We start from the raw sequence: 26,472 nt of genomic DNA on the forward strand, positions 1-26,472 counted from the left end.
CCTGGGAGCAAGCTTTAACAGTTGTTATCCCAGCTGTCAGCAGGAGGTGAATTCATGAATTCTCGCCTTTCTCCAAGCGGCCATTCTGCCGGAAACCTAGTCTACTCCCAGTTGAAAGAACAAATTATGAGCCTTGAGCTTGTGCCTGGCACGAATTTGTCCGAGAAGGAAACGGCCCTTGCCTGTAAGGTGAGCCGGACGCCTGTGCGCGAAAGCTTTGTGAGGCTGGCCCAGGAGGGCCTTGTGGTTGTGCTTCCCCAGCGAGGCACCCAAGTCTCGCTCATTGATCCCGATCAGGTAGAGGAAGCCCGCTTCATGCGGGAGCAACTGGAAAGAGCTATTATCCGCCTGGCCTGTGAAGCTTTTCCCAAGGATCAGCTTATGGCTCTGGAGCACAACCTGGAACTGCAGCAGGAGTGCATCCGCCAGCATGACGGTCATGGCATGTTCAAGTTAGATGAAGCCTTCCATCGACTACTATTTGAAGGCTGCCGCAAGCTTGCCACCTGGTCTGTCCTTCAGCACATGAATGCCCATTTGAACCGAAGCCGTATGCTGTGGCTCACCACCGATCCGAGCTGGGAGCATCTTTACGAACAGCACTGTGAACTGATTGAAGCCATTCGACAACACGAGAGGCACCAGGCGGATTCCCTCATGCAGGAGCATTTAAGTTTGAGCATTTCTGACTTAAGCCTGCTCCGGGGTAAATATCCCGATTATTTTGCAGAACCCCGAGAACTGTAGGCAGCAGAGAGATTTTCTAACCCTTCATAGAGTCGGCATACAAATTCTATTAAGGCGGTGAAATGTATGCGCATGGTATTTCGCTGGTTTGGCGAAGACAATGATACTGTCTCGCTGGAACAGATCAAGCAAATTCCCGGTGTAGAGGGAATCGTATGGTCCCTCCACGATATTCCTGCGGGAGAAGAGTGGCCGCTGCCGCGCATTTTGGAGATGCAGAAGCTGGCTAGCCGTTCCGGCTTTCATCTTGACGTTGTGGAGAGTGTGAATGTGCACGAGGATATTAAGCTGGGGCTTCCAACCCGCGATCTCTACATCCAGAACTACATTCGAACCCTGGAGAAGCTGGCCCAGGTGGGCGTGAAGGTGGTCTGCTATAACTTCATGCCTGTCTTTGACTGGGTCCGGACCAGCCTGAACCACCCTTCCGGGGACGGCTCGACTGCATTATTTTTTGAAAAAGCCAAAATCGAAGGAATCGATCCCTTCAAGCTGGTGGAGCTGATTAATCGGGACAGCACCCTCACCATGCCCGGCTGGGAACCGGAGCGGCTGGGGCATCTCACCTCCCTGTTTCAGGCCTATCAAGGGGTGACCGAGGAGGAGCTGTGGGACAACCTCAAATACTTCCTGGATGCTGTCATTCCTGCCGCTGAGCGCAGCGGCATTGCTATGGCCATTCATCCGGATGACCCGCCGTGGCCGCTCTTTGGCCTACCCCGCATCTTGACCTGCCAGGCGAACCTGCGGAGATTCCTGCAGCTGCATGACAGTCCGGCCAGCGGAATCACCTTGTGCAGCGGCTCCCTTGGCGCTAACCCGGACAATGATCTCATCTCGATGATTCATGAGTTTAAAGACCGAATTCCTTTTGCCCATATTCGCAACGTGCGCGTTTTCGATAACGGAGATTTCATTGAAACCTCCCACCGGACCCAGGACGGAACCGTAGATATTGCAGGCATTGTTAAAGCCTATTATAACAGCGGTTTCAAGGGATATTGCAGACCTGATCACGGACGTCATCTCTGGGGGGAGATCTGCCGTCCAGGTTACGGCCTGTATGACCGCGCCCTCGGCATCATGTACCTGTGGGGGCTTTGGGATGCCTATCAAACAAGTAGCGAGCAGTCCATTTCCAGCAAAGTGAGGGAAGATGATGAACAACCTGCCGAAGCATGAAGCCTTGATGGGAAAAGTCGCTGTCATTACAGGCGGCTCCGGCGTCCTCTGCCGCGCCATGGCACTGGAGCTGGCCCATCAGGGCGCCAAGGTAGCCATTCTGGGCCGGACAGCGGAGAAATGTAAACAGGTGGCCGAAGAGATTCACGCTGCTGGCGGCACAGCCATCGCCGCTGTCTGTGATGTGACGGACGCGGATAGTGTGCGAGCTGCCGAAGCCAGCGTGCGGGAGCAGCTGGGCCCGTGCGATATCCTGATTAACGGTGCCGGAGGCAATCAGCCGGGAGCGAATACGACCCATGAACGATTCGATCCGGAGGATCTGAATCATCCAGAGGTCACCACCTTCTTCGATTTGGGTCTCAAGGACGTTCGCAAGGTGATGGATATCAATTTCACCGGCACCCTAATACCAACGCAAATCTTCGCCAAGGGCATGATCTCCCGTCCCGGCGCGGTGGTGATCAACATTTCCTCCATGAGTGCGCCCTGCCCGATGACCAAAGTGCCCGCATACAGCGCAGCCAAGGCCGCGATTAATAACTTCACCCAGTGGCTTGCCGTTCACCTGGCCGAGGCCGGAATCCGGGTCAACGCGATCGCCCCCGGCTTCTTCCTGACCGACCAGAACCGCAGCCTGCTAACCCATCCCGACGGATCCTTGACAGAACGGTCTCATAAAATTATCACCCATACCCCGATGAAGCGTTTTGGCGTACCGGAGGATCTCCTCGGTACCCTGCTCTGGCTCGTGGATGAGCGGTGTTCTGGCTTTGTAACCGGGATCGTAATCCCGGTCGATGGGGGATTTATGGCGTATTCGGGGGTATAGGTTCGCTAAAAAACAACAATTATAATCGAGTAGGAGGCTATTCATTAGATGAGTAGCCGACCTCTCACACCACCGTACGTACCGTTCGGTATACGGCGGTTCAACCGCATAAGTGCAATTTACGTACACGCTCGTATTGCGCAGGAAAGTCATAATATCCTGCCTGTACGAGCTTTTTGTTTGTTATGGAACGAGACAACACTGGACTTCCGGCGATGCGCCAGTACCCGAGACGGGAATTGCCCCACTGGTAAGCCTGCCATTCCGGTATCCCCAGCTTCCGCAGGTTTTGTACTTTTGTTCGCGGCTTTTTCCACTGTTTCCAGATGTACATCCGCAGTCGTCTTCGCAACCATTCGCTCCAGCTTTGCAGGATCCGTTTCATGTCGGCCACATAGTAGTAACCAATCCATCCCCGAATGTAGACTTTCACCTTTTCCATGACTTGGCGAACATTTCTGCCCTGGCTGCGACTTGTGAGTTCTTTCAACTTCTTCTTCGCTTTTGCGAGGGATTGTCCATGGGCACGGATATACATGCCGTTCTTGTTCTTTCCCAGGGCAAAGCCGAGAAATTTGAAGTGCTTTCGAGCCACTACGCTACCGACCTTACTTTTCTGCGTATTGATCTGGAGTCTCAGTTTGGTCTCCAGGTACTTTCCGCAGGATTCCAGTAGCCGCACCGCTGCCCGTTTGCTTTTGGCAAGCACCACAATATCGTCCGCATAGCGGATGACGTTCACTCCGCGGCCTTTCATCTCTTGGTCAAATTCGTTCAGGTAGATGTTCGCCAGAAGCGGCGACAGGGGGCCTCCCTGAGGGGAGCCTTCTTCTGTTTTGCAGTGCACCCCGTTCTCCATAACCCCACTTTTCAGGTATCTCTTAATCAGTTCGGTTACGCGTCTGTCCTGAATTTGTTTGCGCAAAAGATGCATAAGCAGCTCATGATTCAGCGTGTCGAAGTATTTGGAGAGGTCGATTTCTACTGCGTAGCCGTATCCCTGTTCTGCATAGTCTTTCACCTTGCGAATGGCCTGTTGTGCGCTCCGACCGGGGCGGTAGCCATAGCTTCCCTCCGAGAAGAGCGGCTCGAACAGGGGCTGGAGCTGCTGGGCGACTGCCTGCTGAATCACTCGGTCTACGACCGTGGGTATGCCAAGCTTCCGTACTCCGCTTCCATCTGCTTTGGGAATTTCCTTGCGCCGTACTGGGCTGGGCTTGTATCTGCCTTCCCGGATCTTTTGCAACAGCTCGTCTCTATGTTCCTGCAGCCAGGGTAGCGCGTCTTCTACGGTCATTCCGTCGATTCCTGGCGCTCCATGGTTGCGTTTGACCTGTTTGTAGGCTCTGTTCAAATTGTCTCTGTCCAGAATCTGCTCCAGCAGGTCTGTTGCACCGCCTCTTTCTTTACGTTCCCGAGTGCCGGCGCTCCGCACTCCCGCATGCTCTTCGCGTTCCACGCTATTCCTTTGCAGGTAGCCCTTTCGGTATTCTGCTTTCATCGCGTCAGCTCTCCTTTCGGTATGTACTCGAGACTTACGATTGTTCGGCCCTTCCCCGAAAAAAAAACCCTTCCGGGTACTATGGCCTCTGCTGACTTCTCACAGCAAGCTTTACTCCGTCTTTCGGTTTTTTTTTCCTACTTGTCGTCTGTGAGACCTCCCCGGGTAAGAGCGATAACCTTCCCCTCATCTATCTGCCACATTTACACCATGGGATTCGGGCAGTATTGGACTTTGCTTTGTAGTGCAAGCTCGTCCGTCCCATGATGCCTTCTATGTGATTTCTGTTCGTCAGACCGAGGGTTTGCCTCCGGCTTCCTTCAGATTCCGCCTCGCGGCGGACACCCTTGCCTTCAGCTAACAGTTCCTACTGCCAAGCCTGTAGCGGACTTTCACCGCCGAGTTATCGCCCATGCCGGGCGCACACTAAAAAACAACAGGCACCGCAAAGTCCGGCGGAACCTGTTGTTTTTTTACGATTAAAGCAGCCTAGTCACAATAGATGGTACAAGCAGCTGTAGGCTATCTTACTTATTGAGTGGCAGCCATGCCTAATGTCTCTCTTTTCAACTAGTTCTCATTTTTCGTCTCATGCGCCTGAAGCCACACTTGCGTCTCTGCAAGCTTGCTCTCCGCACGGGAGATGGCTGCTACGACCTGAGGAGTTGCTGTTCCGCCGTATACATTGCGAGCATTCACAACGGTCTCCGGCTGCAGCACGCCGTAGATGGTGTCGTCAAACAGTGGAGAGAACTGCTTAAACTCCTCCAGCGTAAGGTCCAGCAGGTACTTTCCGTTCTGAATACAGTACAGCACCGTCTTGCCGATCACCTCATGCGCCTGGCGGAACGGGAGCCCCTTGCCGACAAGGAAGTCCGCAATATCCGTTGCATTGGAGAAGTCCTGGTTCACCGCTTCGCGCATCCGTCCGGTGTTCACCTTCATCGTCGCGATCATCGGTGCGAACAGCTGCAGTGCCCCCTGCAAGGTGGCTACAGTATCGAACATGCCTTCCTTATCTTCCTGCATGTCCTTATTGTACGCCAGCGGCAGCGACTTCAGCACGGTCAACAGCCCGAAGAGATTGCCATAGACCCGGCCTGTCTTACCGCGCACCAGCTCAGCTACGTCAGGGTTTTTCTTCTGCGGCATGATGCTGCTGCCTGTACAGAAGGCATCATCCAGTTCAACGAAGCGGAACTCCGTGCTGCTCCATAGCACCAGCTCCTCGCACAGACGGGACAGGTGCATCATTATAATGGAGGCCCCGGATAAGAACTCCAGAATGAAATCCCGGTCGCTCACCGCATCCAGGCTGTTCTCATAGACGCTGTCAAAGCCCAGCTGCTCGGCCACAAAATGCCGATCAATCGGGAAGGTCGTTCCCGCCAGCGCGCCTGCTCCCAGCGGAAGCACGTTAATGCGTTTGTAGCTGTCCTGCAGCCGTTCAATATCCCGCTGGAACATGGACACGTAAGCCATCAGATGATGAGCGAACAGAATCGGCTGCGCCCGCTGCAGATGCGTATACCCCGGAATGATGGTCTCCGTATTAGCTTGAGCCTGACCGATTAGCGCCTCCTGCAATCCATGCAGCAGGCCCGTAATTTCCACAACGCGTGCACGCAGGTACAGATGCATATCCGTCGCAACCTGGTCGTTGCGGCTGCGCCCAGTGTGCAGCTTTCCGCCTACAGGCCCGATTTTCTCGATCAGATTCTTCTCGATATTCATATGAATATCTTCATCCGATACAGAATACTCCAGCTCCCCCCGGCGGATCTTGCCGAGCACAGCATTCAAGCCTTCCTTGATCTTCTCAACATCCTCTGCCGGAACAATCCCGCATTTGCCAAGCATCGTCACATGCGCCAGGCTTCCCTGCACATCCTCCTCCGCCAGTGCTTTATCAAAACCGATGGATGCAGTATATTCCTCCACCAGCCGATTGGTCTGCTTCGTAAACCGGCCACCCCACAGCTTGCTCACCTGGTCCAACTCCTTGTCATCTTGTTTTTGCAAAAATAGCAAGCCGCCTCTCGCCCATACTCCAGCGGAAAGCGGCTGCTGTCGGTCTATCGGTCTATCTTTCTAACTGTCTGGTTTGTTTTATTTGTGTTTATCTCAATAAGCCCCTAGGGCACTCCCTGTCTTAGCCTTTATTCTGTTCCACTCCGGAACCTACCTTCAGACGAAGGGCGTTCAGGCGGATAAAACCAGTAGCGTCCCCCTGATCATAAGCCTGCGTTGGGTCGGCCTCCATGGTCGCAATATTCGGGTTGTACAAGCTGACCGGACTTTTCACGCCAGCGCCGATGATGTTGCCTTTGTACAGCTTCAGCCGCACCGTTCCGGAGACATTCTTCTGGCTCTCCGTAACCAGTGCCTGGATGGCGATCCGCTCAGGAGCGAACCAGAAGCCGTTATAGACAAGCGTGCTGTAGCGGGTAAGCAAGCTGTCGCGGACATTCATCACTTCCCGGTCCATCGTCAAAGATTCCATTTTGCGGTGTGCGGTAAACAGAATCGAGCCCCCTGGCGTCTCATACACGCCCCGGCTCTTCATGCCGACAAAGCGGTTCTCAACCATATCGATCCGGCCGATGCCATGCTTGCCGCCAAGCTCGTTCAGCTTCTCCATCACGCCAAGCGGCTCCAGCTTCTCGCCATTGATGGCGACTACATTGCCCTGATCAAATTCTAGCTCCACATATTCCGCCTCATCCGGCGCATCCTCCGGATCGACGCTGAGCAGATACATATCCTTGCTCTCAGGAGCGCTCGCATCGAACCAAGGGTCCTCCAGCACGCCGCTCTCATAACTGATATGCAGCAAGTTGCGGTCGGTGGAGTAAGGCTTGGCCGCAGAGGCCGTTACCGGAATTCCATGCTCCTCTGCATAGGCAATCATCTCCGCACGTCCTGGGAAGCGCTCGCGGAACGCTGGCAGCCGCCAAGGCGCAATCACCTGAATCTCCGGCGCCAGTGCCGCCGCATTCAGCTCGAAGCGCACCTGGTCATTCCCTTTGCCTGTCGCCCCGTGAGCGATCGCTGTCGCGCCTTCGGCACGGGCAATCTCCACCATGCGCTTGGCAATCAGCGGGCGGGCGATACTGGTGCCGAGCAGGTACTGCCCTTCATACTGCGCACCCGCCTGGAACATCGGGAAGATGAAATCCTTGGCGAATTCTTCGCGAAGATCGTCAATATAAACCTTGGAAGCGCCTGTAGCGAGCGCCTTGGCTTCCAGGCCGTCCAGCTCCTCCCTCTGTCCGATGTCTGCCGTGAAGGCGATAATCTCTGCATCATAGGTTTCCTTGAGCCACTTCAGGATAATCGACGTATCCAGTCCCCCGGAATACGCAAGTACGATTTTTTCTTTTGCCATTGTAAAATATACCCCTTCCGATTCAGCATCTTACGCTTGAAATTCTACAGTCATTTATCCTATCAAAGCGGCCATCAGCGCCTTCTGCGCGTGCAGCCGGTTCTCCGCCTGATCAAAAATAATCGAGTGCTCGCCATCAATCACCCCGGCGCTGACTTCCTCACCGCGATGGGCAGGCAGACAGTGCAAGAACAGATAATCCGGCTTCGCATGACGCGCAAGCTCCTCATTAACCTGATAAGCTGCAAACGCCGCTTCTCTTGCTTTCTGCTCCTCTTCAAATCCCATGCTAGCCCAAACGTCCGTATAAATCACATCAGCATCTGTAACGGCCTTAACTGGGTCCTCCACAATCTCAATCTTCGCCCCGGTTGCCTGTGCGATCTCCTGAGCATCCGCTGTAATTTGCGCGTCCGGTTCATAACCCTTCGGACAAGCCACCGTTACGTCTACCCCAAGCTTGGCCCCGCCAATCATCAGGGAGTGCGCCATATTGTTGCCGTCGCCGATGTAGGCTAGCTTGAGCCCCTTCAGCTTGCCTTTATGTTCATAAATCGTCTGAAAATCCGCCAGCACCTGACAAGGATGGGCCAGATCACTAAGGCCGTTGATGACAGGAATCGTAGCATAGCGCGCCAAATCGACAACATTTTCATGCCCAAAGGTACGGATCATCAAGCCGTCCAGGTAACGGGACATCACGCCTGCAGTATCATGAATCGTCTCGCCACGGCCCAGCTGAATGTCATTCTTGCTGAGGAACAGCGCGTGCCCGCCAAGCTGGAATACCCCAACCTCGAAGGAGACCCGGGTTCTTGTGGACGATTTCTCGAAAATAAGACCCACCGTCTTCCCCTTCAACGGCTGATAAGTCTCCCCGGTCTTCTGCTTATGCTTGATCTCTATCGCCAGATCGATCAAATATTGAATCTCCTCGGTGGAATAGTCGGTTAGTTCGATGAAATCGCGTCCGCTGAGGTTGTGTACCTTGCCTGCTTCTGCCAAACTCATGATTTTACGCTTCCTCCTTTGCCGTGTGGCCCTCGATCAGTGAAGCAATCGTGGCCACAGCCTGGTCAATTTCTTCCTCGGTCACATACAAGTTCGGCAGCAAGCGAATCACATTCGGGCCTGCCGTCACAAACAGCAATCTTTGCTGTTGCCCCTCCAGCACCAGCTGTCCCACAGGGCCGGCACATTCGATGCCGATCAGAAGACCTTTGCCGCGAATCTCCAGGACAAAAGGCTGGTTCTCCAGCTTCTGCTTCAGCTGGTCCGTCAGGTAATGCCCCATCGCCTCGGCTCTGGCCGGAAGATCATCCTCCAGCATCGTCTCTACCGTGGCAATGATCGCTGACGTGGCAAGCGGCGTACCGCCAAAGGTCGAGCCGTGGCTGCCGGCCGAGAAGGCCTCGCGCAGGTACCCCTTAGCCAGCATAGCTCCTGCCGGGAAACCGCTGGCAATGCCCTTGGCGAGCGTGAAGATATCCGGCTCGATGCCGTAATGCTGATGCGCGAACCAGCGGCCGGTCCGGCCCATGCCAGTCTGCACCTCGTCCACGATCAGCAGCAGCCCCTGCTCCTTGCATAAGGCTTCGACTTCCTTCAGGAAGTCCGGATCGACTGGATGCACGCCGCCTTCGGCTTGAATCATCTCCAGCATCACTGCCGCTGTATGCGGGCCTATGGCTTCGCGCAACGCCTCAATATCATGCAGCGGCACACACTTGAAGCCTGCGGGAAGCGGGAGGAAGCCCTCCTGCACCTTGGCCTGCCCCGTGGCAGTCAGCGTAGCCAGCGTCCGTCCGTGGAACGATTGCTTGAAGGTAATGATCTCGTAGCGATCTGTCCCCTTGATCTTCTGATGATAGCGGCGCGCCAGCTTGATCGCGGCCTCATTCGCCTCTGCACCGCTGTTGCAAAAGAACACCGCATCGGCGCCGCCAAGCTGGGTCAGCAGCTTCGCCGCCTGCTCCTGCTGCGGAATGTGGAAGAGGTTCGAGACATGCCATAGCTGGTCCAGCTGGGCATGCAGCTTCGCCCGAATCTTCTCGGGCGTATGTCCCAGATTCGTGACCGCAAGCCCGCTCATAAAATCAAGGTAGCGGTTGCCCTTGTCATCCCACAGCCAGCTGCCATGCCCCTTCACGAGCGATAACGGGTAACGCGAATAGTTAGGAAATAATGCACTGCTCTCTTCGTCTGCCTGATCAGCCGGCATCGCTTCAGATAGATTCACATCAGACAGCTTCGCTTGTTCCAGATCCGTATGTGTCAAGGTCTCCAGCTCCTTTAAGATGAATTATACACCTGGCGGGCTGTGCGCCTCGCGCGGCCCGCTCTATCTATAACCTTCTTCTGCCTTCTTCGTCTTCCGCCTGCTCCAGCATCAAGCTACATGCGAACGATCCGCGTACCGATGGCCTCCCCGCGCAGAACGCGGCCCAGCACTTTTGGCTCGGTACCGTTCACAATCACCACTTCCTTCACCTTGCCGTGAATGCAGGCAATGGCTGCCCGCACCTTCGGAATCATCCCGCCATAAATTTCTCCGGTCTGAATCATATCCTCAATCTGCTGTACCGTTACACAGGGCAGCACTTTCTTCTCCCCTTTTACGGTCTTAAGAATCCCTGGCACGTCCGTAACCACAATCATCTGCTGGACGCCGAGGCTGGAAGCCACGGCTCCCGCCGCCGTATCGGCATTGACATTGTAGCGCTGCCCCTCGGGACTGATCCCTAGCGGGGCAACAATCGGCATGTATCCCATGCCGAGCACGCCCTCGACGAGCGAAGCATTCACCTGGCTCACCTCGCCTACCAGTCCCACCTTGGCGCTCGACGCCACAGGCTTAGCTTGCAGCAGCAATCCATCGATGCCGGAGAGTCCGAGCGCCCGGCCTCCTGCGCTGTGAATACGACGGACAATCTGCTTGTTGATGCTCCCCGACAGTACCATCTCCACCACATCCAGCACTTCCTCGGTCGTATAGCGGAGCCCGTTTACGAACTTCGTCTCGATTCCGAGCTTGGCCAGATTCTCCGAGATCGCCGGTCCTCCGCCATGCACGATGACCGGCTGGTAGCCGCCGCGCTGCAGCTCTGCCAGCTCTGCAAAAAAATCCTCCGGCAGCTCCGCCAAGGTGCTCCCGCCGCATTTCATTACAAAGGTCTGCTTCGAGATCTCGCCAGGCAGCTGCTCCTGCCCGGCAGCGTGATTCTCCACTGCCGTATTCATCATTTCATCCCCGCCTCTACTAGAGTTTTCTCGTTACTTGCCGCTGCTGCATCTATACGTTAAGTACGGTAAGCCGCATTGATTCTTACATAATCATAAGTCAGATCACAGCCCCAGGCCGTTGCCTGACCTAGACCGCCATGCAAATCCACCTGGATGTGCACCGTATCGCCCTTCAGATAGGCCAGTGCTTCCTCCTCATCGAAGGCCACCGGCTTCGAGCCGTTTAGCACAATAATGCTGCCAAGCCGGATATCTACCGTCCCTGGTTCCATCGGCTCCCCGGCACGCCCGGCCGCAGCGATAATCCGGCCCCAATTGGCATCTGCGCCGAACACGGCCGATTTAACCAGACTTGAGCCGACAATCGTCTTGGCGATTCTCTGTGCCGACAGGTCACTCACCGCACCTGTTACCCGCACCTCAATCAGCCGGGTGGCTCCTTCGCCGTCGCGAGCGATCTGCTTAGCGAGTGCTTCGCACACATGCCGGAAGGCCGCAGCGAACGCGTCCCAATCAGGATGCTGGCTCGTCAGCTGCTCGTTCTCCGCAAGGCCGCTCGCCATCACCAGCAGCATATCGTTCGTGCTGGTGTCCCCATCCACCGTGATCATGTTGAACGTGAGGTTGGTGGTGTCCATCAGCAGGCTTTGCAGCGCCTGCGACTCGACGTTCGCATCCGTCGTGACAAAAGCGAGCATCGTCGCCATGTTGGGGTGGATCATGCCCGAGCCCTTCGCGGCGCCGGCAATGGTCACTTCCCGGCCGCCGACCTCAAGCTTCACGCAGGCTTCCTTCTTGACGAGATCCGTCGTCAAGATCGCCTGCGTGAACTGCTCGGCACCCGCAGCGCCGCCGCCGAGTGCCTGCGGCAGCCCGGCGATGCCGCGGGCTACGCGGTCCATCGGCAGATTCTCGCCGATGACGCCGGTCGAGGCGACGGCTACGTCCGCCTCGCTGAGGCCCAGCACCTCTGCCGCCTGGCTGCGCATGGCGTAGGCATCTGCCTCGCCCTGCATGCCGGTGCAGGCGTTGGCATTGCCGCTGTTCACAACCACAGCGCGCAGCAGCCGGTTCGCCAGGCTCTCCCGCGTCACCTTCAGCGGCGCCGCCTGGAAAATATTCGTCGTATATACGGCCGCCGAGACGGCAGGCACCTCACAGAGGATGACGCCGAGGTCGTTGCGGGTTGTTTTTTTGAGGCCGCAGTGAAGCCCGCCTGCCTGAAACCCCCTCGGCGTTGTGAGCGACCCGCCTTCTACCACGCTAAACAATTGAACCACTCCCATGTTGATCTCCTTTCGCCCCTACGGGTACACCGGTGTATGACCAAGTCCCAAACTCTCGTCCCAGCCATGCATCAGATTCATATTCTGAATCGCCTGCCCAGCTGCCCCCTTCACTACGTTGTCAATAACAGAGATAATCGTAACGCGCCCTGTGCGCTCATCCACCGCAAAGCCTATATCGCAGAAGTTAGAGCCGAACACTTCCTTCGTTGCTGGCCAGACGCCTTTTTCACGAATGCGGACAAAGCGCCGGCCCTGATAGAACTCCCGGTAAAGCTCAATAAAATCCTCTTCCTTGTAGGTTCCGTTCAGCTGTGCATACATCGTAGACATAATCCCTCTGGTCATGGGCACCAAATGCGTGGTGAAGGTTATCGTAACCGGCTCGCCCGCCTGGAGTGCAAGCTCCTGTTCAATTTCAGGGATATGCTGATGCTTATTCACCTTATAGGCTTTCAAATTCTCATTAATTTCCGCATAGTGGGTCATCAGGCTTGCTTTGCGCCCCGCACCGGACACCCCTGATTTGGCATCAATAATAAGACTCCTCAGGTCTAATAGACCTGCCTGAACCGCCGGAATCAATCCCAGCAATGTTGCAGTCGGATAACATCCCGGATTGGAAATAAAACGTGCACCCGCCGCCTCTACGCCGTACACTTCACACAGCCCATACACCGCATCCTGAAGCAGCGCGTTGTCAGGCGCTTCATGCTTATACCAAGTCTCGTATACAGCGCCATCCTTGATCCGAAAATCACCTGACAAATCAATCGTCTTCAGTCCAGCCTGAAGCAGCTGGGGCACCAATTTGCCGCTCACCCCGGACGGCGTCGCCGTGAACACCAGGTCTGCCTTCGCCGCGATTCTCTCGGCATCTACTCGATCAAGAGGCATCGTAACAATTTCCGATAAGTGAGGAAAACCTTCTGTTAGTGGCGCGCCTGCACTAGAAGCAGAGATGACAGAGGCAATCTCCACGTTGGGATGCCCTGTCAGGAAACGAATCAGCTCCACGCCGCCATATCCGGTAGAACCCACAATAGCCACTTTTAGTTTGTCATTATTCAATGTATAGGCCCCCTCTATCGCCAACCCTCGTCTATTATTCGTACGAAGGAATCTATGAATATCCGAAGTAGAAAGTATGTATTATTATACATGTGAGTTAATATAAATACAATGTTAATATATGATAAACCTTCCGCAAAAGTACCTTGGAATGTGAATTAATTAAAACACAAAAAAACAGACCTTCCGGTCTGCCCTTCTTCAGAGTATAAGTTTAAATATTTGCCGATGATCCTGTCCTAAATGTTGCTTGGCTCATACTGGCTAGGGTTCTGCTGTATCCGATGTATCTAATGTATCTACTGTGATTATTTAAATTCCAAATGTTTATGGGCAAAAATATCTTCACCCGAGCTTCTAACCAGAATAAAGTGATCCACATTGTCCAACCCGTGCAGGCAGCCTAGGGAGGAGATTTGATAAAACTAAAATTCCGCACATTAAAAAAAAGAGCCCTCCTGTACCTTCCGCCTGCTTAGGAATCAGCTCAGCTTCATCGGTAGCAAAAAGGGCTCTGCCTGTATAACAGGAGGTTTATCGTGGTTAGTTGAAAATATCATCTGCTGCTTTTTTTGTGAGATTACTGTCCTGCTATCCTGTAATCGCTATTCATGCCGCTTAAAGCCTAAACCCAGCACCTCGTGAGCATTGGAAATGATCACAAAGGCCGAAGGCTCTGTGCGCTGCACTAGCGTCTTCAGCCGGCTTACCTCGCTCTGATTCACGACGACCATCAGCACCGTACGCGGATCTCCCGTATAGCCGCCCTGCGCATTCAGCTTGGTCAGCCCCCGGTCGAGCTCGTGAAGCACGGCTGTGGAGATTTCCTCCGTCTTATCTGCAATAATATAGGCGACCTTGGTATAGTTGAAGCCCAATTCCACGGTATCAATGATTTTCCCGGTAATATAGAGACCAATCAAAGCATACAGAGCCCGCTCCCAGGACAGCAGGAAGCCAGCGAGCGTGATGACGGTTCCATCCATCAGCACGACACACATGGACAAGCTGAGTCCGCTGTATTTCTGGATGATCTGTGCCAGAATCGATAAACCGCCCGTTGACCCGCGCCCTCGGAACACAATGCCGAGTCCCAGCCCTACCCCTATACCTCCATACAGTGAGGCCAGCAGCGGGTCCGTGGTTGGCGGCGCCCAGTCTTTGGTCAGGTAGACAAAGAGCGGCAGCACAATGGTGCCCAGCAGCGAGCGGATGGCGTAATTGCGGCCGAGCAGCAAATATCCAGCAGCAAACAGCGGGATGTTCAGCGCCCACTGTGTATAGGCAGGCTCAATGCCAAGCATGGATCTCACAATCACCGATATCCCGGATACACCGCCAGAGGCGATATGGTTAGGCAGCAGGAACAGATTGAATGCCAGCGCCGTGATGAATGAGCCGACCACGATCATGGCTGAATCCAGCGCATGCCGCCCAGGGCCGCTAATCGGCAATAATAGTTGAGATTTACGTCTGCGGCCTACTGGCGGCATAACTTCCACTCCTTCAGTCTAATGCACCTCAATGAATCGTATCTCCCTCTCACAAAAAACTCCTGCACCTGACGGAATCAAGTGCAGGAAGCAAAATGGCTTAGTTCGGCTCTACTTGAATCTGGCTTCGCAGATAGCCGTCAATAAAGGCATCCAGATCACCGTCCATCACCGCGCCGACATTTCCTGTCTCCACGCTCGTCCGGTGGTCTTTCACCATGCTGTACGGATGGAAGACATAAGAGCGGATCTGGCTGCCCCAGGCGATGTCAGATTGCTCACCACGGATCTCATCCAGCTCCTTCTGCTGCTCTTCCAGCTTGCGTTCATACAGCTTGGAGCGAAGCATCGTCATCGCGCGCTCCCGGTTCTTGATCTGGGAACGTTCATTCTGACAGGTGACCACAACTCCGGTCGGAATATGCGTAATCCGCACTGCAGAATCCGTCGTATTGATATGCTGACCGCCAGCACCGCTGGCACGGTACGTGTCAATCTTCAGATCCTCAGTCCGGATGTCCACTTCAACCTCATCCGTAATCTCCGGAACCACGTCGCAGGATACGAACGAGGTGTGGCGTCTGCCAGAGGCATCAAACGGGGAGATACGGACCAAACGATGAACACCCTTCTCCGCTTTCAGATAGCCATAGGCGTTATATCCCTTAATCAGCAGCGTTACGCTCTTAATCCCTGCTTCATCGCCCGGCAGATAATCCAGCGTCTCCACCTTGAAGCCGCGCTTCTCTGCCCAGCGGGTATACATCCGCAGCAGCATAGAGCCCCAGTCCTGGGACTCGGTGCCGCCTGCACCCGGGTGAAGCTCCAGAATCGCATTCATCTTGTCATATGGCTGGTTGAGCAGCAGCTGGAGCTCGAATTCATCCATCTTCTGCACCAGTGCACTCACGGATTCTGCAATCTCTGCTTCCAAAGATTCGTCCCCTTCTTCTTCAGCCAGCTCCAGCATCACGGAAATATCATCGTACTCCCCTTGAAGCTTGGTGTACTGATCCACGGAGGACTTTACCGCATTCATCTCACTTATGACCTGCTGGGCAGCATCATTGTCATCCCAGAAATCAGGCGCAGCCATCTTCTCCTCGAAGTTGGCGATCATCTCCTGCTTCAGATCTAAGTCAAAGAGACCCCCTAAGGTTTGATAACTTCTTGGCCATTTCACGCAGATCTTGCTTTATACTCGGGTCGATCAACATATTTATTCACCTCAGGTAAAAGTATGTGTACCTACCTAAACCCTCCCTGTATATTCGCAGGGAGGGTTTAGGGGTAGTCAAAGGCATAAAGCCCGATTATCTATAGATTAGATTATGCATTCTGTCCGTGGCAATGTTTGTACTTCTTGCCGCTGCCACATGGGCATGGATCGTTGCGTCCAATCTCTTCGCCGCGCTGTACCGGACGCTTCTCGGCCGGTTCGCCACTTGTGGAGATTTGATCCTCGTCTACCACCGCTTGACGCTCTTGGTTCGTCTCGATTTGAGCCTTCATAATGTAGGTCGCAACTTCTTCCTGAATCGCTGCAACCATCTGGTTGAACATCTCGAAGCCTTCAAATTGATATTCGCGCAGAGGATCGGTACCACCGTATGCACGGAGGTGAATCCCTTGACGAAGCTGATCCATCGCATCGATATGGTCCATCCACTTGCTGTCCACGGAGCGAAGCACGATGACCTTCTCGAATTCCCGTACCATTTCCTCACCAAGACGCTGTTCACGCTCTGTGTATTTATTCAGAACTCTATCGAAAATGAACTCAATCATCTCTTCCGGTTCCTTGCCCCAAAGCTCATCTTTGGTCAGTTCACCGTCGAGCAGCTTGCTGTTCACATATTCCGCAACTTCTTCAAGTTCCCAGTTCTCAGGAATGTCGTCACTGCAGTGTGCGGTAACCACCCGCTCAATCACCGGCTTGATCATATCCAGAACAACCTGCTTGATGTTATCGGACTCCAGCACTTCACGGCGCTGCTTGTAAATGATCTCACGCTGCTGGTTCATTACGTCATCATATTGAAGGACGACTTTACGTACGTCGAAGTTGTTACCTTCAACACGCTTCTGTGCAGATTCTACTGCACGTGTAATCATCTTACTCTCAATCGGTGAATCTTCGTCAAAGCCCAGACGGTCCATCATGTTCAGTACATTGTCCGTACCGAACCGTCTCATCAGCTCATCGCCCATCGAGAGGTAGAACTGAGTCGAACCTGGGTCACCCTGACGACCTGCACGACCGCGCAGCTGGTTATCAATCCGGCGCGATTCATGGCGCTCGGTCCCGATAATATGCAGACCGCCAAGTTCAGATACACCGTCACCCAGCAGGATGTCCGTACCGCGCCCCGCCATATTCGTGGCGATGGTTACCGCACCCGGCTCCCCTGCGCGGGAGATGATCTCAGCTTCTTCCGCATGGTACTTCGCATTCAGTACCTTATGCTTCACGCCTTTGCGCTTCAGCATTTCGGAGAGCAGCTCTGAATTCTCGATCGAGACCGTACCTACCAGCACGGGCTGGTTATTGGCATGACGCTTCGCAATTTCCTCCACGACCGCACGGAACTTGCCCTGCTCGCTCTTGTAGACGATGTCTGCCATGTCCACACGGCGGTTCGGACGGTTCGTAGGCACTTGAAGTACTTCAAGACCATAGATCTTCTTGAATTCCTCTTCCTCTGTCTTCGCCGTACCCGTCATACCAGCTAACTTGCGGTACATCCGAAAGTAGTTCTGAAACGTGATGGTTGCAAGCGTCATACTCTCGTTCTGAACCTCAATGCCTTCCTTTGCTTCAATGGCTTGATGAAGACCATCACTGTACCGACGTCCCGCCATCAGACGGCCTGTGAATTCGTCGACGATCACGACTTCATCTTCAGTAACCACATAATCCACGTCACGGCGCATAATCGCATTCGCCTTCAGCGCTTGGACAATGTGGTGGTTCAATGTAACATTGGAATGGTCATACAGGTTCTCAATGCCAAAAGCCTTCTCTGCCTTAGCTACACCCTTCTCGGTGAGCGAAACGGCTTTCACCTTAATATCTACTGTGAAATCCTCTTCTGCTGTCAGTCGCTTCACAAAACGGTCAGCCGCATAGTACAGCTCGGTTGACTTCTGAGCTTGTCCGGAAATAATCAGCGGGGTCCGTGCTTCGTCAATCAGAATAGAGTCCACTTCGTCAATGATACAGAAATAAAGCGGACGCTGTACCATTTGTTCCTTATACAGAACCATGTTATCGCGCAGATAGTCAAAACCAAACTCGTTGTTTGTACCATAAGTAATATCGCAAGCATAAGCCTCCTGTTTGTCGGCATGCTCCATTCCGCTCAAGTTCACGCCTACCGTAAGGCCAAGGAAGCTGTAGATCTGGCCCATTTCAGCGCTGTCACGCTGTGCCAGATAGTCGTTAACGGTAACGACATGGACGCCTTTACCGAGGAGTGCATTCAAATAAACCGGTAGAGTTCCGACCAGCGTCTTCCCTTCACCGGTTTTCATTTCTGCGATCCGGCCTTCATGCAGAGCCATCCCGCCGATCATTTGCACGTCATAATGACGCTTGCCAAGAACACGCTTGGACGCTTCACGTACCGTTGCAAACGCTTCAGGCAGCAGGTCGTCCAGCGTCTCACCCTTGTCGATCCGCTCCCGGAATTCTACTGTCTTTGCTTGCAGCTGCTCGTCCGACAGCGCAGTAAATTTGGGTTCCAATGTATTAATCAAGTCTACCGTCTTCATAAGACGTTTGACATCACGCTCGTTCGTGTCGCCAAAAATCTTCTTTACAAGTCCTAGCATGGTTTTCCCCTTTCACGCAAAACAGGTCATTTGCCTAAATTGTAACAGTTTGTAAGACATGCCGCAACACGGGCCTTCATTCTAAAGCAGCCTTATAATATCTATACGAATAAAGAGCCTTATCCGGTGCGGATAAAGCTCGTTTTTTTGATAAAACAATTTAATATTGCAGATAAAATTTCAAAATACTGTCACATTCCTTGCAGCAAATCAGTTCTGTTCAATGAGTTAATCCTGGGCAATCAGACCATATCTGCCGTCATTCCGCCGATACACAACATTGACATCCCGTGTGTCGATATTGGAGAAGACGAAGAACGTATGGCCTAATAAATCCATTTGCAAAATAGCCTCTTCCACATCCATCGGTTTCAAGGTAAACCGCTTGGTGCGAACCACTTCAAGCTTGTCATCATCAATCAACGATTCATCTTCGTCTACGATGAGAGCACCATCAACGGGCTCTTCGACAAACAAAGTCTTCAAGCTGCCTTCCTGACGAAATCTACGGTTCAGCTTGGTCTTATGTTTGCGGATCTGGCGTTCGAGCTTGTCCACAACGGCATCTACAGAAGCGTACATATCATCGCTCTTATCTTCAGCGCGGAGCAGAAGACCCGGAAGCGGAATCGTCACTTCGACCGTGTGAATTCCTCGTGCAACACTAAGTGTCACAGTACCATCAGAGGTGGGGGGTGCATCAAAGTACTTCTCTAGCCGGCTGAGCTTCTTGTCTACATAATCACGCAAAGCATCAGTCACTTCAATCTGTTGACCACGAATACTTAAATTCATAGGGCACTCCTCCTTTGCCCCTTCATTATACCACATTCATTAACCCAGTGTAAAAATTGTTAAATAAAAAAACCCCTCCTAAGAGGGGTCTTGCTAGCGATTCTCAATTGTTAACCATCATACCGTATATGTAGGTCGGCTGTGCCGGGATGATTATAATTTGATTACGTTAGCCGCTTGAGGTCCGCGTGCACCTTCGACGATGTCAAATTCTACGTCTTGTCCTTCTTCCAAAGTCTTGAAGCCTTCGGATTGGATTGCGGAGAAGTGTACGAATACGTCTCCACCTTCAGCAGTTTCGATGAAGCCGTAACCTTTTTCTGCGTTAAACCATTTAACTTTACCTTGCATGCACTAACATTCCCTTCGTCGTCAAATAAGGTGAGCCCGGCTCACATGTCTGACTATACCACCCGTATTTCCAAGTTGTCAATTGGGTAAGAAAATGTTTTCATGTTAAAAACTTGTAAATGCATGTCTAACCCCAAGAGACGAATGTGTATAGCAGACAAACAAAAACGGGCCTGTAAGAATACATAACCCGTTTTGGTGGTGGTGAAACATTATCTAATCAAATAGATATATTTTTAAAATTCAATTAAAACAAAAGGATAAAAATCAAGTTTAGCTATATCTTCGAGCTTTGCAGCATTGGGGTTCCCCTCATTATCTAAATAATACAAATATCCCCCAAAGCGATTCATCAAGTCGTCAATTAAACTTAAGAAGGAATCAGCATCACCAGCTAACATAGATCGATTCCACTCAAAGGAAATCTTCTTAATCCTTTTAGACTCTATTAAGGACTGCATCCCCTTGAATGCATGATACTCTCCGCCCTCAATATCAATTTTCAAAAGGTCGATTACACCCTCATAATTTGATAATTCGCGATCCAATGCCACAGCTTCAACCTTATGGGTAATGTAAGTATCAACTAGATTATCATCTGCTGGTTTATCATGAATGGATGAATATCCATGAAATTTCTCTGAGGTATTAAATTCAAGAAACTGGTTACAAGAGTAGCAAGCTTTGTTAATGACGCTCACATTTTCAGTAATCCAGTTCATAGCAAGATTATCTTTAATATAATCTACTAACTGTGAATTAGCTTCAAAAGCAATTACCTTTCCCTTCTCTCCGACAAGTTTTGCAGCCAACAGCGTAAAATATCCAACATTAGCCCCAATATCGACAATAGTCTCGCCTGGCTTAACATTATTAATAAAATACTTCGTTAAAGGAACTTCAAACACCCCGGTGCTAACTAAAGTAGGCATTAAACTTAAGTCTTGAGATGATATGGTCAAATAACCTCCATACCCTAAATTAACAAGCATTTTATTATTTCCAATATAGGTGCCGTACATGTGAACACTCCTCTTTTACTTAGATAATTGTTCTTCCACATTAAAGAACCATTCTGATTGACTCATACTATCGCCAATCAGCCTAATCGTATCTGCAATTTTGCCAGCTTCTCCATTGGAATTATTTAATTGTAACAACAAGTAATACAAATAATATACATCTGAGAAGTGCTCATAGACTTTTAACGTATCAAGAATCACATTTAAGGCATCTTTGTCTCTTTCTAACTCAATTAAGCAAAGGATAATCCATTTACTGCAAATTGGCTTCCATTCTTCATTCAGATTAGAGTATTCACTTACAAAATAATCGAGAGCTTCGTTATACTGCTCATTTTTTACTTTGTAAATCCCCTTGCCTAATATAGCAGACTCGGGGTCAAGATCATTCCCCCGCACCGGGAGGTTAATATATATATAGTTTTCCGATATCTGTGTTTTACGTATGGCTGCTACTTCCCATCTAGCAATTGAATGTTGATCAATCCAGTCGTATACTACAGGCAAATATACAAGGTCATCCGGGACAACTGTAAGTTTTTGTAGAAATTTATCCCAATCTGCTGTTTGGGAAAACATATCGGGTTTGATTTTGATATCCCATTCAGACAAACTTGTATACGGTTCGACAGAAAACTGTGCTGCGCGACTTAAATATTCCATTAATTCATCTATTGATTTGTTCCATGAGTAATTTGCAGCTGTTTTCAATCCATTTGAAGACAGTTTTTCTCTAAGCCCTTCATCCTTGAGTACTAACTTGATTTTGTTAATAAGATCATTGTCATTCCCTATTTCTACAAATACTACGTTAATATTGTCAATTCCATACTCCAGTACGCCAGTATTCTTAGTTGACACAACTGGACAACCCGAAGCCATTGCTTCAAGAACTGGTAAAGAAAATGATTCGTACTCTGAAGCTGACACAAATAGAACTGCACCACGATATAATTCAGCAATCTCTTTCTGAGGGGGATTTACAAAAACACGATCCGCAGCAGAAGCCCATGGCTCTGATGGTGAAATAGGACTAATCCAATATAGCTTGATTTCCGGAAACTGTAACTTAACTGTATTAACAGCTTTTATTATTCGCCTTATACCTTTAAAGAGAGTATTTTCGTTACCAATCATTAAAATATACGGTTCACCTGAATATTCTGGAAAGTCATCTTTTTCAAAAAACACTTCATGATCAATTGCATTTGGAACAACAGCAGAATCTACTTCAAAATTTTCTTTCAATAAAATACCTGCTTGGTTAGAGACTGTCATTATAAACTGAGGTAATTTTAGTTGACTGCTAACGAAAAACTTCATATCGTGTTGAAAACGCTCGGGATGGAAGAGATGTTCATCTCCTTGTTCAAAATACACAACAGGGGCAATTCCGGTTTCAATACATGCTTGTATATGATCCCAGTAAGTAGCAACAATCACATCACAATCGGGTATTCCCTGAGCAACCTCAATTCCAAATGGAACTTTAATATAATCTGCTTTAGTAGGAAACCAATTCGGACGTGGATAGTGAGAGACTAGAACAACCTCCCATCCCCGATTAATTAAACGGTTTGCTTGCTCTAATATAATTTTAACACCACCACCAACACTTACATGACTCAGAACATAAACTACCTTCAAAGTTGGCTTTAATCTTGGGCTTTGAGCCAGTTGCTGAGGCCTAGCTTGTACTAACCGATTATATCGTTTAGTAAATTCACGTTGTCTTAGATTTAAGAGCATTTGAGTCTCCTATGCATTTGATTTTTTTTAATTAATGAGCATTATTATTTTATGTCGAATATTAAAGTTGCCCTTGTTCGTTGTAACCTCTTTGGCTTCATACCACTATCTACTACGTACTATCCTTACCCAAGGATAGCTGAGCCTCAACTATCTTTAAATCCTCTATCTGATGACACTAAATAAATAGTTTAATAAGGAATTAAAATAATTCAGAGCATCCTTCACAGCAGTTGAAAATTGTTCTTAATCCGGTTGTTGCGCCTTGCTCCTTTCATTAATTTCATACTTTTTTCTTCAGATTCACCAAGGCTCAAACATTCTGATAAATTTCAAGTAACTATAGGAAACCAATCTGGGATTCCATACCTCAATAATTTTTGAAGCGTACATATAGTATAAATCGGTATAATCAGGATGATTTTCGAGAGCAAACTCAATAATATATAAAATTAATTCAAATCGTCTTTTTAATGTGACATTTTCAACAAATATGCGTATAACATCTTGAGCATGCTTCAGAGTAGCTGCAAGCCTCATCCCTTGCTGGGACTATGAATAACTATGAAATATAAAGATTAGTACCTAGTACCTTGATCCTGTTTTCAAACCTAAGTAAATCATATCATGTCCGGGGTTAAAGACATTATAAAACGTACATGACGTTTTTTCTTACTTGAGAATCACCCAAACAACTCACCACTCTCATCAACGATTGAATAGTATTGGTGTCGTAAGCTTGGCCAGCTAGCACATATTTCTCTTTAGATCTATCGCCTGAAGCACTGCCCTTCCCGGATCGTCCAATAACTTGCTTTGTTGACTTAAAAACACACCCTAGTTTATGATAAAATTGCGAATTCTTAAAACACAAACGTCCGAGCAGATTTACTGTTCGAACGTTCTCACATGGCATCTATTAACTTACTAATCCGTCAAGCCAACGAGATTTGATCCCATTAGTTTTTAGATTGTTCAACAAGGATTCCCCTCGATCTAAGCTCCCAGCTTTTTGAAGCAAAGACAAGAGTACATAGGCATTGTTATAACTATTTTCAATTTTGTACACTTGTTCTGCATAATATATCGCATCATCAAATTGACCTAATTGCATTAAAATGTGACTTACTAAAGTGTAAATCAACTTATTATCTTTTTGATGTTTGGATTCGACAATGATTTCAAGCGCAAGTTCTACGAAGCCACGATTCGACAGCTCTTTAGCTATTAAATAACGAAGTTTTGCGTTGTTGGTGTTATTTACGAGTTTCTCCAACCACTCAAATTCCTGAAGTTGAACTATATCTCCACAGAGCCAAGTCCATAACTCTTCTGAATCCCCGGAAAGTTCGGTTCCATCATCAATGCCCTGCTCAATAAATTTTTTCCACCATTTCCATTCCTTTTCCCTAAGCCCAAAATCACCTTTGAAGCGAGCAATAAGAAATTCATTTCGAATGAAACTCAACATTAATAGGTCTCTTTTGGCAAAAGGCTTCAATTCGGTGATCTGTTCCCACCTCTTTGCAGCTAAGTCATAGTTATGTTCAACCATATCAACCCAAGTTTGAATTTCAGGTTCTATGTTCACATGATAGCATTTGATCAGTTCGTAAGTTGCTATGTGCCTTCTATCATATAATACGGACATATACTGCCGAATCTTAATTGGATTAGAGAACGGGAATATTTTCAGCATTGAGGCTAAAAAGTCCTTTCCATTGACATTAGGGTTCAAATCTGCAAAAAGTTTGACCAAATATAGTAAATCGGGAGCTTCTTTTACAGCAGCAAGGAAATATTGCTGTGCCTTCTCCCGATCACCCTCCTCCAGGAAAACTTCACATAGCTTCGAGTTGGCAAGAAAAGAACCTGAACCCTCCTCATGATTATATTCCTGGACTCCCGCCTCTTCTCCAATTTCTAAACAGCGTTCAAAACATAATTTTGCGTCTTCAGCAAATCCCATTTTTTGATATACGTTGCCTAAGCCATACTCCATATTTGGACTATCAGGATACAATAGTGTGCTATCCGCAGCTACATCCATGGCTTGTTTATACTGCTTTAATTCAAGTAAAGAATTAAATAGTAAAATTAGCATTCTAGGTGTAAATGTTTGATTATTCGCAAGTGAAAAAGACTTTTTGAAAGCTTCTACGGCTTCTTTATAATTTTTCTCATGAACATATTGCAGACCTAAATTGTAATAATTAAAAGAGGTTGGACTGGTCTTAATAGCCGCTTTAATAATATCCATATTTCTTTTTGACTTGTTCTTATCTTTTACGACTTCATCCATATAGCCATCGTGATAAATCACACAGTCCATAAATCCAAATGGCAAGTGTCCATTCGTGTCAAGGTTGATTTGTTCGTGAAGTTTTCCTTCATATCTCATGGAAGGCTGGTTCCGGAATAATCGAACAAATAGATGTGTTTGTGCCCGTCCTTGTCCCAATTCATTTCTAATACGCAAGAAATAATAACTTTTGTCTAACTCCTCCTGCAAACACTCCGTTCCCTCATATAAGTATTCATCGGCATCCAGATGAAGAATATATTCCCCCGTTGCATGATCGAGAGCAAAGTTCCGCGCTGCTGAAAAATCGTTAATCCACTCAAAGGAGTAAATTTTGTCCGTAAACTGCTTGGCTATTTCGATCGTTCTATCTGTCGAACCCGTATCTACAATAATAATTTCACTCACTATATTTTGGACGCTGTTAAGACATCTTTCCAAGCAGCGTTCCTCATTTTTGACAATCATACACAGTGAAATGGATGGGGACTTCATCATTAAATTCCTCATTTCTTGTTGTAATTAAGAAGCTTTATTCTGTCTTTAGCCTGATCAAATCCTTGCTGACCACTCATCTCATAGTGATATAAAGCTTCAGATGTATTTCCGGTAAGCTCATAATATAAGCCTAAGTTATAGTGAGATCTATAAGAACCCACACCCTGAACCGATTCATATTTTCCCCGAGGTACTTCTCCAAGGTGAATGCAGTAAGAGAACACATCCGGGATTTGATCGAACCATTCAGGATTTTTGGCTTCAATTATTGCACTGCCATATATATAATATAAATCGGTATAATCCGGATAAATTTCAATAGCAACATTAATAATATTTGATAGTGACTCCCAATCTTTCAATTTCAACAATGTATGAGCATATTCCATAAATAATGCGCTATAAAAATGCGGGTAAGGCTTCTGACCGACTCCCAGAGCTCTTTCAAACCACACTTTAGACTCCAATAACTCATTCATTTTCCCATAAGTTTTACCTAATTGAAACATTAAATAAGGGTTCTCCGGATCTGATCCTTGATCCAACAATAATAATTCTAGATTTCTTTGATATTTATCCTTCTTTTTTATTTCTTCTGGACTGTATCCGTAGTGATTGAAGTTTAAAACCGTACTAACTAATTTAGGATATTGACTTTTGTAGTGTAGCTGCTCATGAATTCTCCCCTTGTACTTAAAGTCCGAATGATTAGGAAACAATCTAGTAATCCATGATTGTACCCATTGGCCATTACTTGTTAAACTTTGTATTCCTACACTGGCAGCAGTACCAGGCTCTGAACTCACTAATTGACTGGCATCCTGTAGAGCGAGACCATCATCCAAATATTCTTCATCTGCGTCCATCACTAAAATCAGTGGGCAAGACGCTTGTGAAATGCTAAAATTTCTAGATTCTGAGAAGTCACTATTCCAACTTTTTCGAAAAACTTTCGCCCCTAAACTTCTAGCGATTTCAAACGTTCTGTCCTCTGAATAATGATCAACTACAATAACTTCCTTAACATAAGGTGTAATTGAGCGAATTGCCCTCCCTATGTACTCTTCCTCATTTCGAGTAATGATGCATACTGAGATCTCATTCATTTCAATCTCCCCCAACCAACACTTAGTATAAAACACAACAGGCACCCTATGAAGGATACCTGTTGCTCTTTT

At 49.2% G+C, this 26,472-nt stretch carries 20 protein-coding genes; 3 read left to right on the forward strand and 17 right to left on the reverse strand.

Annotated elements, in window-relative coordinates; genetic code table 11:
- Nucleotides 1-54: 54 nt before the first annotated feature.
- From DCC85_RS19960 to DCC85_RS19970, 3 genes are all read left to right on the forward strand, one after another.
- On the forward strand, nt 55-747 hold the full coding sequence (locus tag DCC85_RS19960) for a GntR family transcriptional regulator (protein WP_108467127.1): 693 nt from the start codon (nt 55-57) through the stop codon (nt 745-747).
- A gap of 66 nt (nt 748-813) precedes the next feature.
- Nucleotides 814-1,929 carry a mannonate dehydratase gene (uxuA, locus tag DCC85_RS19965; protein ID WP_108467128.1) on the forward strand — a complete coding sequence of 372 codons (1,116 nt, stop codon included), beginning with the start codon at nt 814-816 and terminating at the stop codon, nt 1,927-1,929.
- Nucleotides 1,907-2,761, forward strand: a complete 855-nt coding sequence (locus DCC85_RS19970; RefSeq protein WP_108467129.1) for an SDR family oxidoreductase — start codon at nt 1,907-1,909, stop codon at nt 2,759-2,761. The genes uxuA and DCC85_RS19970 overlap by 23 nt, the downstream gene beginning before the upstream one ends.
- 100 nt (nt 2,762-2,861) lie before the next feature.
- On the opposite strand, the gene ltrA is transcribed toward DCC85_RS19970, so the two are convergent.
- From ltrA to DCC85_RS20055, 17 genes are all read right to left on the reverse strand, one after another.
- Entirely contained in the window at nt 2,862-4,262 is a 1,401-nt protein-coding gene (gene ltrA, locus DCC85_RS19975; protein ID WP_108467130.1) for a group II intron reverse transcriptase/maturase, read from the reverse strand.
- Between the two features lie 570 nt (nt 4,263-4,832).
- Nucleotides 4,833-6,251: an argininosuccinate lyase gene (argH, locus tag DCC85_RS19980; RefSeq protein WP_108467977.1), complete on the reverse strand. Its 1,419-nt coding sequence runs from the start codon at nt 6,249-6,251 to the stop codon at nt 4,833-4,835.
- Between the two features lie 163 nt (nt 6,252-6,414).
- Nucleotides 6,415-7,650: an argininosuccinate synthase gene (locus DCC85_RS19985; protein ID WP_108467131.1), complete on the reverse strand. Its 1,236-nt coding sequence runs from the start codon at nt 7,648-7,650 to the stop codon at nt 6,415-6,417.
- Between the two features lie 54 nt (nt 7,651-7,704).
- The gene (gene argF / locus DCC85_RS19990) at nt 7,705-8,661 is read right to left on the reverse strand and encodes an ornithine carbamoyltransferase (protein WP_199909945.1); all 957 of its coding nucleotides are present in this window, start codon (nt 8,659-8,661) and stop codon (nt 7,705-7,707) included.
- Between the two features lie 4 nt (nt 8,662-8,665).
- Nucleotides 8,666-9,871 carry an acetylornithine transaminase gene (locus DCC85_RS19995; protein WP_108467979.1) on the reverse strand — a complete coding sequence of 402 codons (1,206 nt, stop codon included), beginning with the start codon at nt 9,869-9,871 and terminating at the stop codon, nt 8,666-8,668.
- A gap of 173 nt (nt 9,872-10,044) precedes the next feature.
- Complete coding sequence (gene argB / locus DCC85_RS20000) at nt 10,045-10,890, reverse strand: acetylglutamate kinase (protein ID WP_108467980.1); 846 nt, start codon at nt 10,888-10,890, stop codon at nt 10,045-10,047.
- 59 nt (nt 10,891-10,949) lie between these two features.
- A complete protein-coding gene (argJ, locus tag DCC85_RS20005) occupies nt 10,950-12,179 on the reverse strand; it encodes a bifunctional glutamate N-acetyltransferase/amino-acid acetyltransferase ArgJ (RefSeq protein WP_108467132.1) in 1,230 nt (409 codons plus the stop codon).
- Nucleotides 12,180-12,197: 18 nt separating this feature from the next.
- The gene (gene argC, locus DCC85_RS20010) at nt 12,198-13,250 is read right to left on the reverse strand and encodes an N-acetyl-gamma-glutamyl-phosphate reductase (protein WP_108467133.1); all 1,053 of its coding nucleotides are present in this window, start codon (nt 13,248-13,250) and stop codon (nt 12,198-12,200) included.
- A 605-nt stretch (nt 13,251-13,855) separates the two neighbouring features.
- On the reverse strand, nt 13,856-14,743 hold the full coding sequence (locus DCC85_RS20015) for a YitT family protein (RefSeq protein WP_108467134.1): 888 nt from the start codon (nt 14,741-14,743) through the stop codon (nt 13,856-13,858).
- Between the two features lie 100 nt (nt 14,744-14,843).
- A protein-coding gene (gene prfB, locus DCC85_RS20020; RefSeq protein ID WP_108467135.1) for a peptide chain release factor 2 occupies nt 14,844-15,960 on the reverse strand; the annotation gives its coding sequence in 2 pieces (ribosomal slippage) (nt 14,844-15,884 and nt 15,886-15,960; 1,116 coding nt in all).
- A 112-nt stretch (nt 15,961-16,072) separates the two neighbouring features.
- Nucleotides 16,073-18,577, reverse strand: a complete 2,505-nt coding sequence (gene secA, locus DCC85_RS20025) for a preprotein translocase subunit SecA (RefSeq protein WP_108467136.1) — start codon at nt 18,575-18,577, stop codon at nt 16,073-16,075.
- Nucleotides 18,578-18,805: 228 nt separating this feature from the next.
- The gene (gene hpf / locus DCC85_RS20030; protein WP_108467137.1) at nt 18,806-19,372 is read right to left on the reverse strand and encodes a ribosome hibernation-promoting factor, HPF/YfiA family; all 567 of its coding nucleotides are present in this window, start codon (nt 19,370-19,372) and stop codon (nt 18,806-18,808) included.
- A 153-nt stretch (nt 19,373-19,525) separates the two neighbouring features.
- A complete protein-coding gene (locus DCC85_RS20035) occupies nt 19,526-19,723 on the reverse strand; it encodes a cold shock domain-containing protein (protein ID WP_018887618.1) in 198 nt (65 codons plus the stop codon).
- Nucleotides 19,724-19,959: 236 nt separating this feature from the next.
- Nucleotides 19,960-20,745 carry an FkbM family methyltransferase gene (locus DCC85_RS20040; RefSeq protein WP_108467138.1) on the reverse strand — a complete coding sequence of 262 codons (786 nt, stop codon included), beginning with the start codon at nt 20,743-20,745 and terminating at the stop codon, nt 19,960-19,962.
- 15 nt (nt 20,746-20,760) lie between these two features.
- Nucleotides 20,761-22,494, reverse strand: a complete 1,734-nt coding sequence (locus DCC85_RS20045; RefSeq protein ID WP_108467139.1) for a glycosyltransferase family 4 protein — start codon at nt 22,492-22,494, stop codon at nt 20,761-20,763.
- A 919-nt stretch (nt 22,495-23,413) separates the two neighbouring features.
- The gene (locus DCC85_RS20050) at nt 23,414-25,264 is read right to left on the reverse strand and encodes a glycosyltransferase (protein WP_159081933.1); all 1,851 of its coding nucleotides are present in this window, start codon (nt 25,262-25,264) and stop codon (nt 23,414-23,416) included.
- 38 nt (nt 25,265-25,302) lie between these two features.
- Nucleotides 25,303-26,400: a tetratricopeptide repeat-containing glycosyltransferase family 2 protein gene (locus DCC85_RS20055; RefSeq protein ID WP_108467141.1), complete on the reverse strand. Its 1,098-nt coding sequence runs from the start codon at nt 26,398-26,400 to the stop codon at nt 25,303-25,305.
- Nucleotides 26,401-26,472 lie beyond the last annotated feature (72 nt).

Origin of the sequence: Paenibacillus sp. CAA11 (assembly GCF_003060825.1) — a bacterium.
GTDB lineage: Bacteria > Bacillota > Bacilli > Paenibacillales > Paenibacillaceae > Fontibacillus.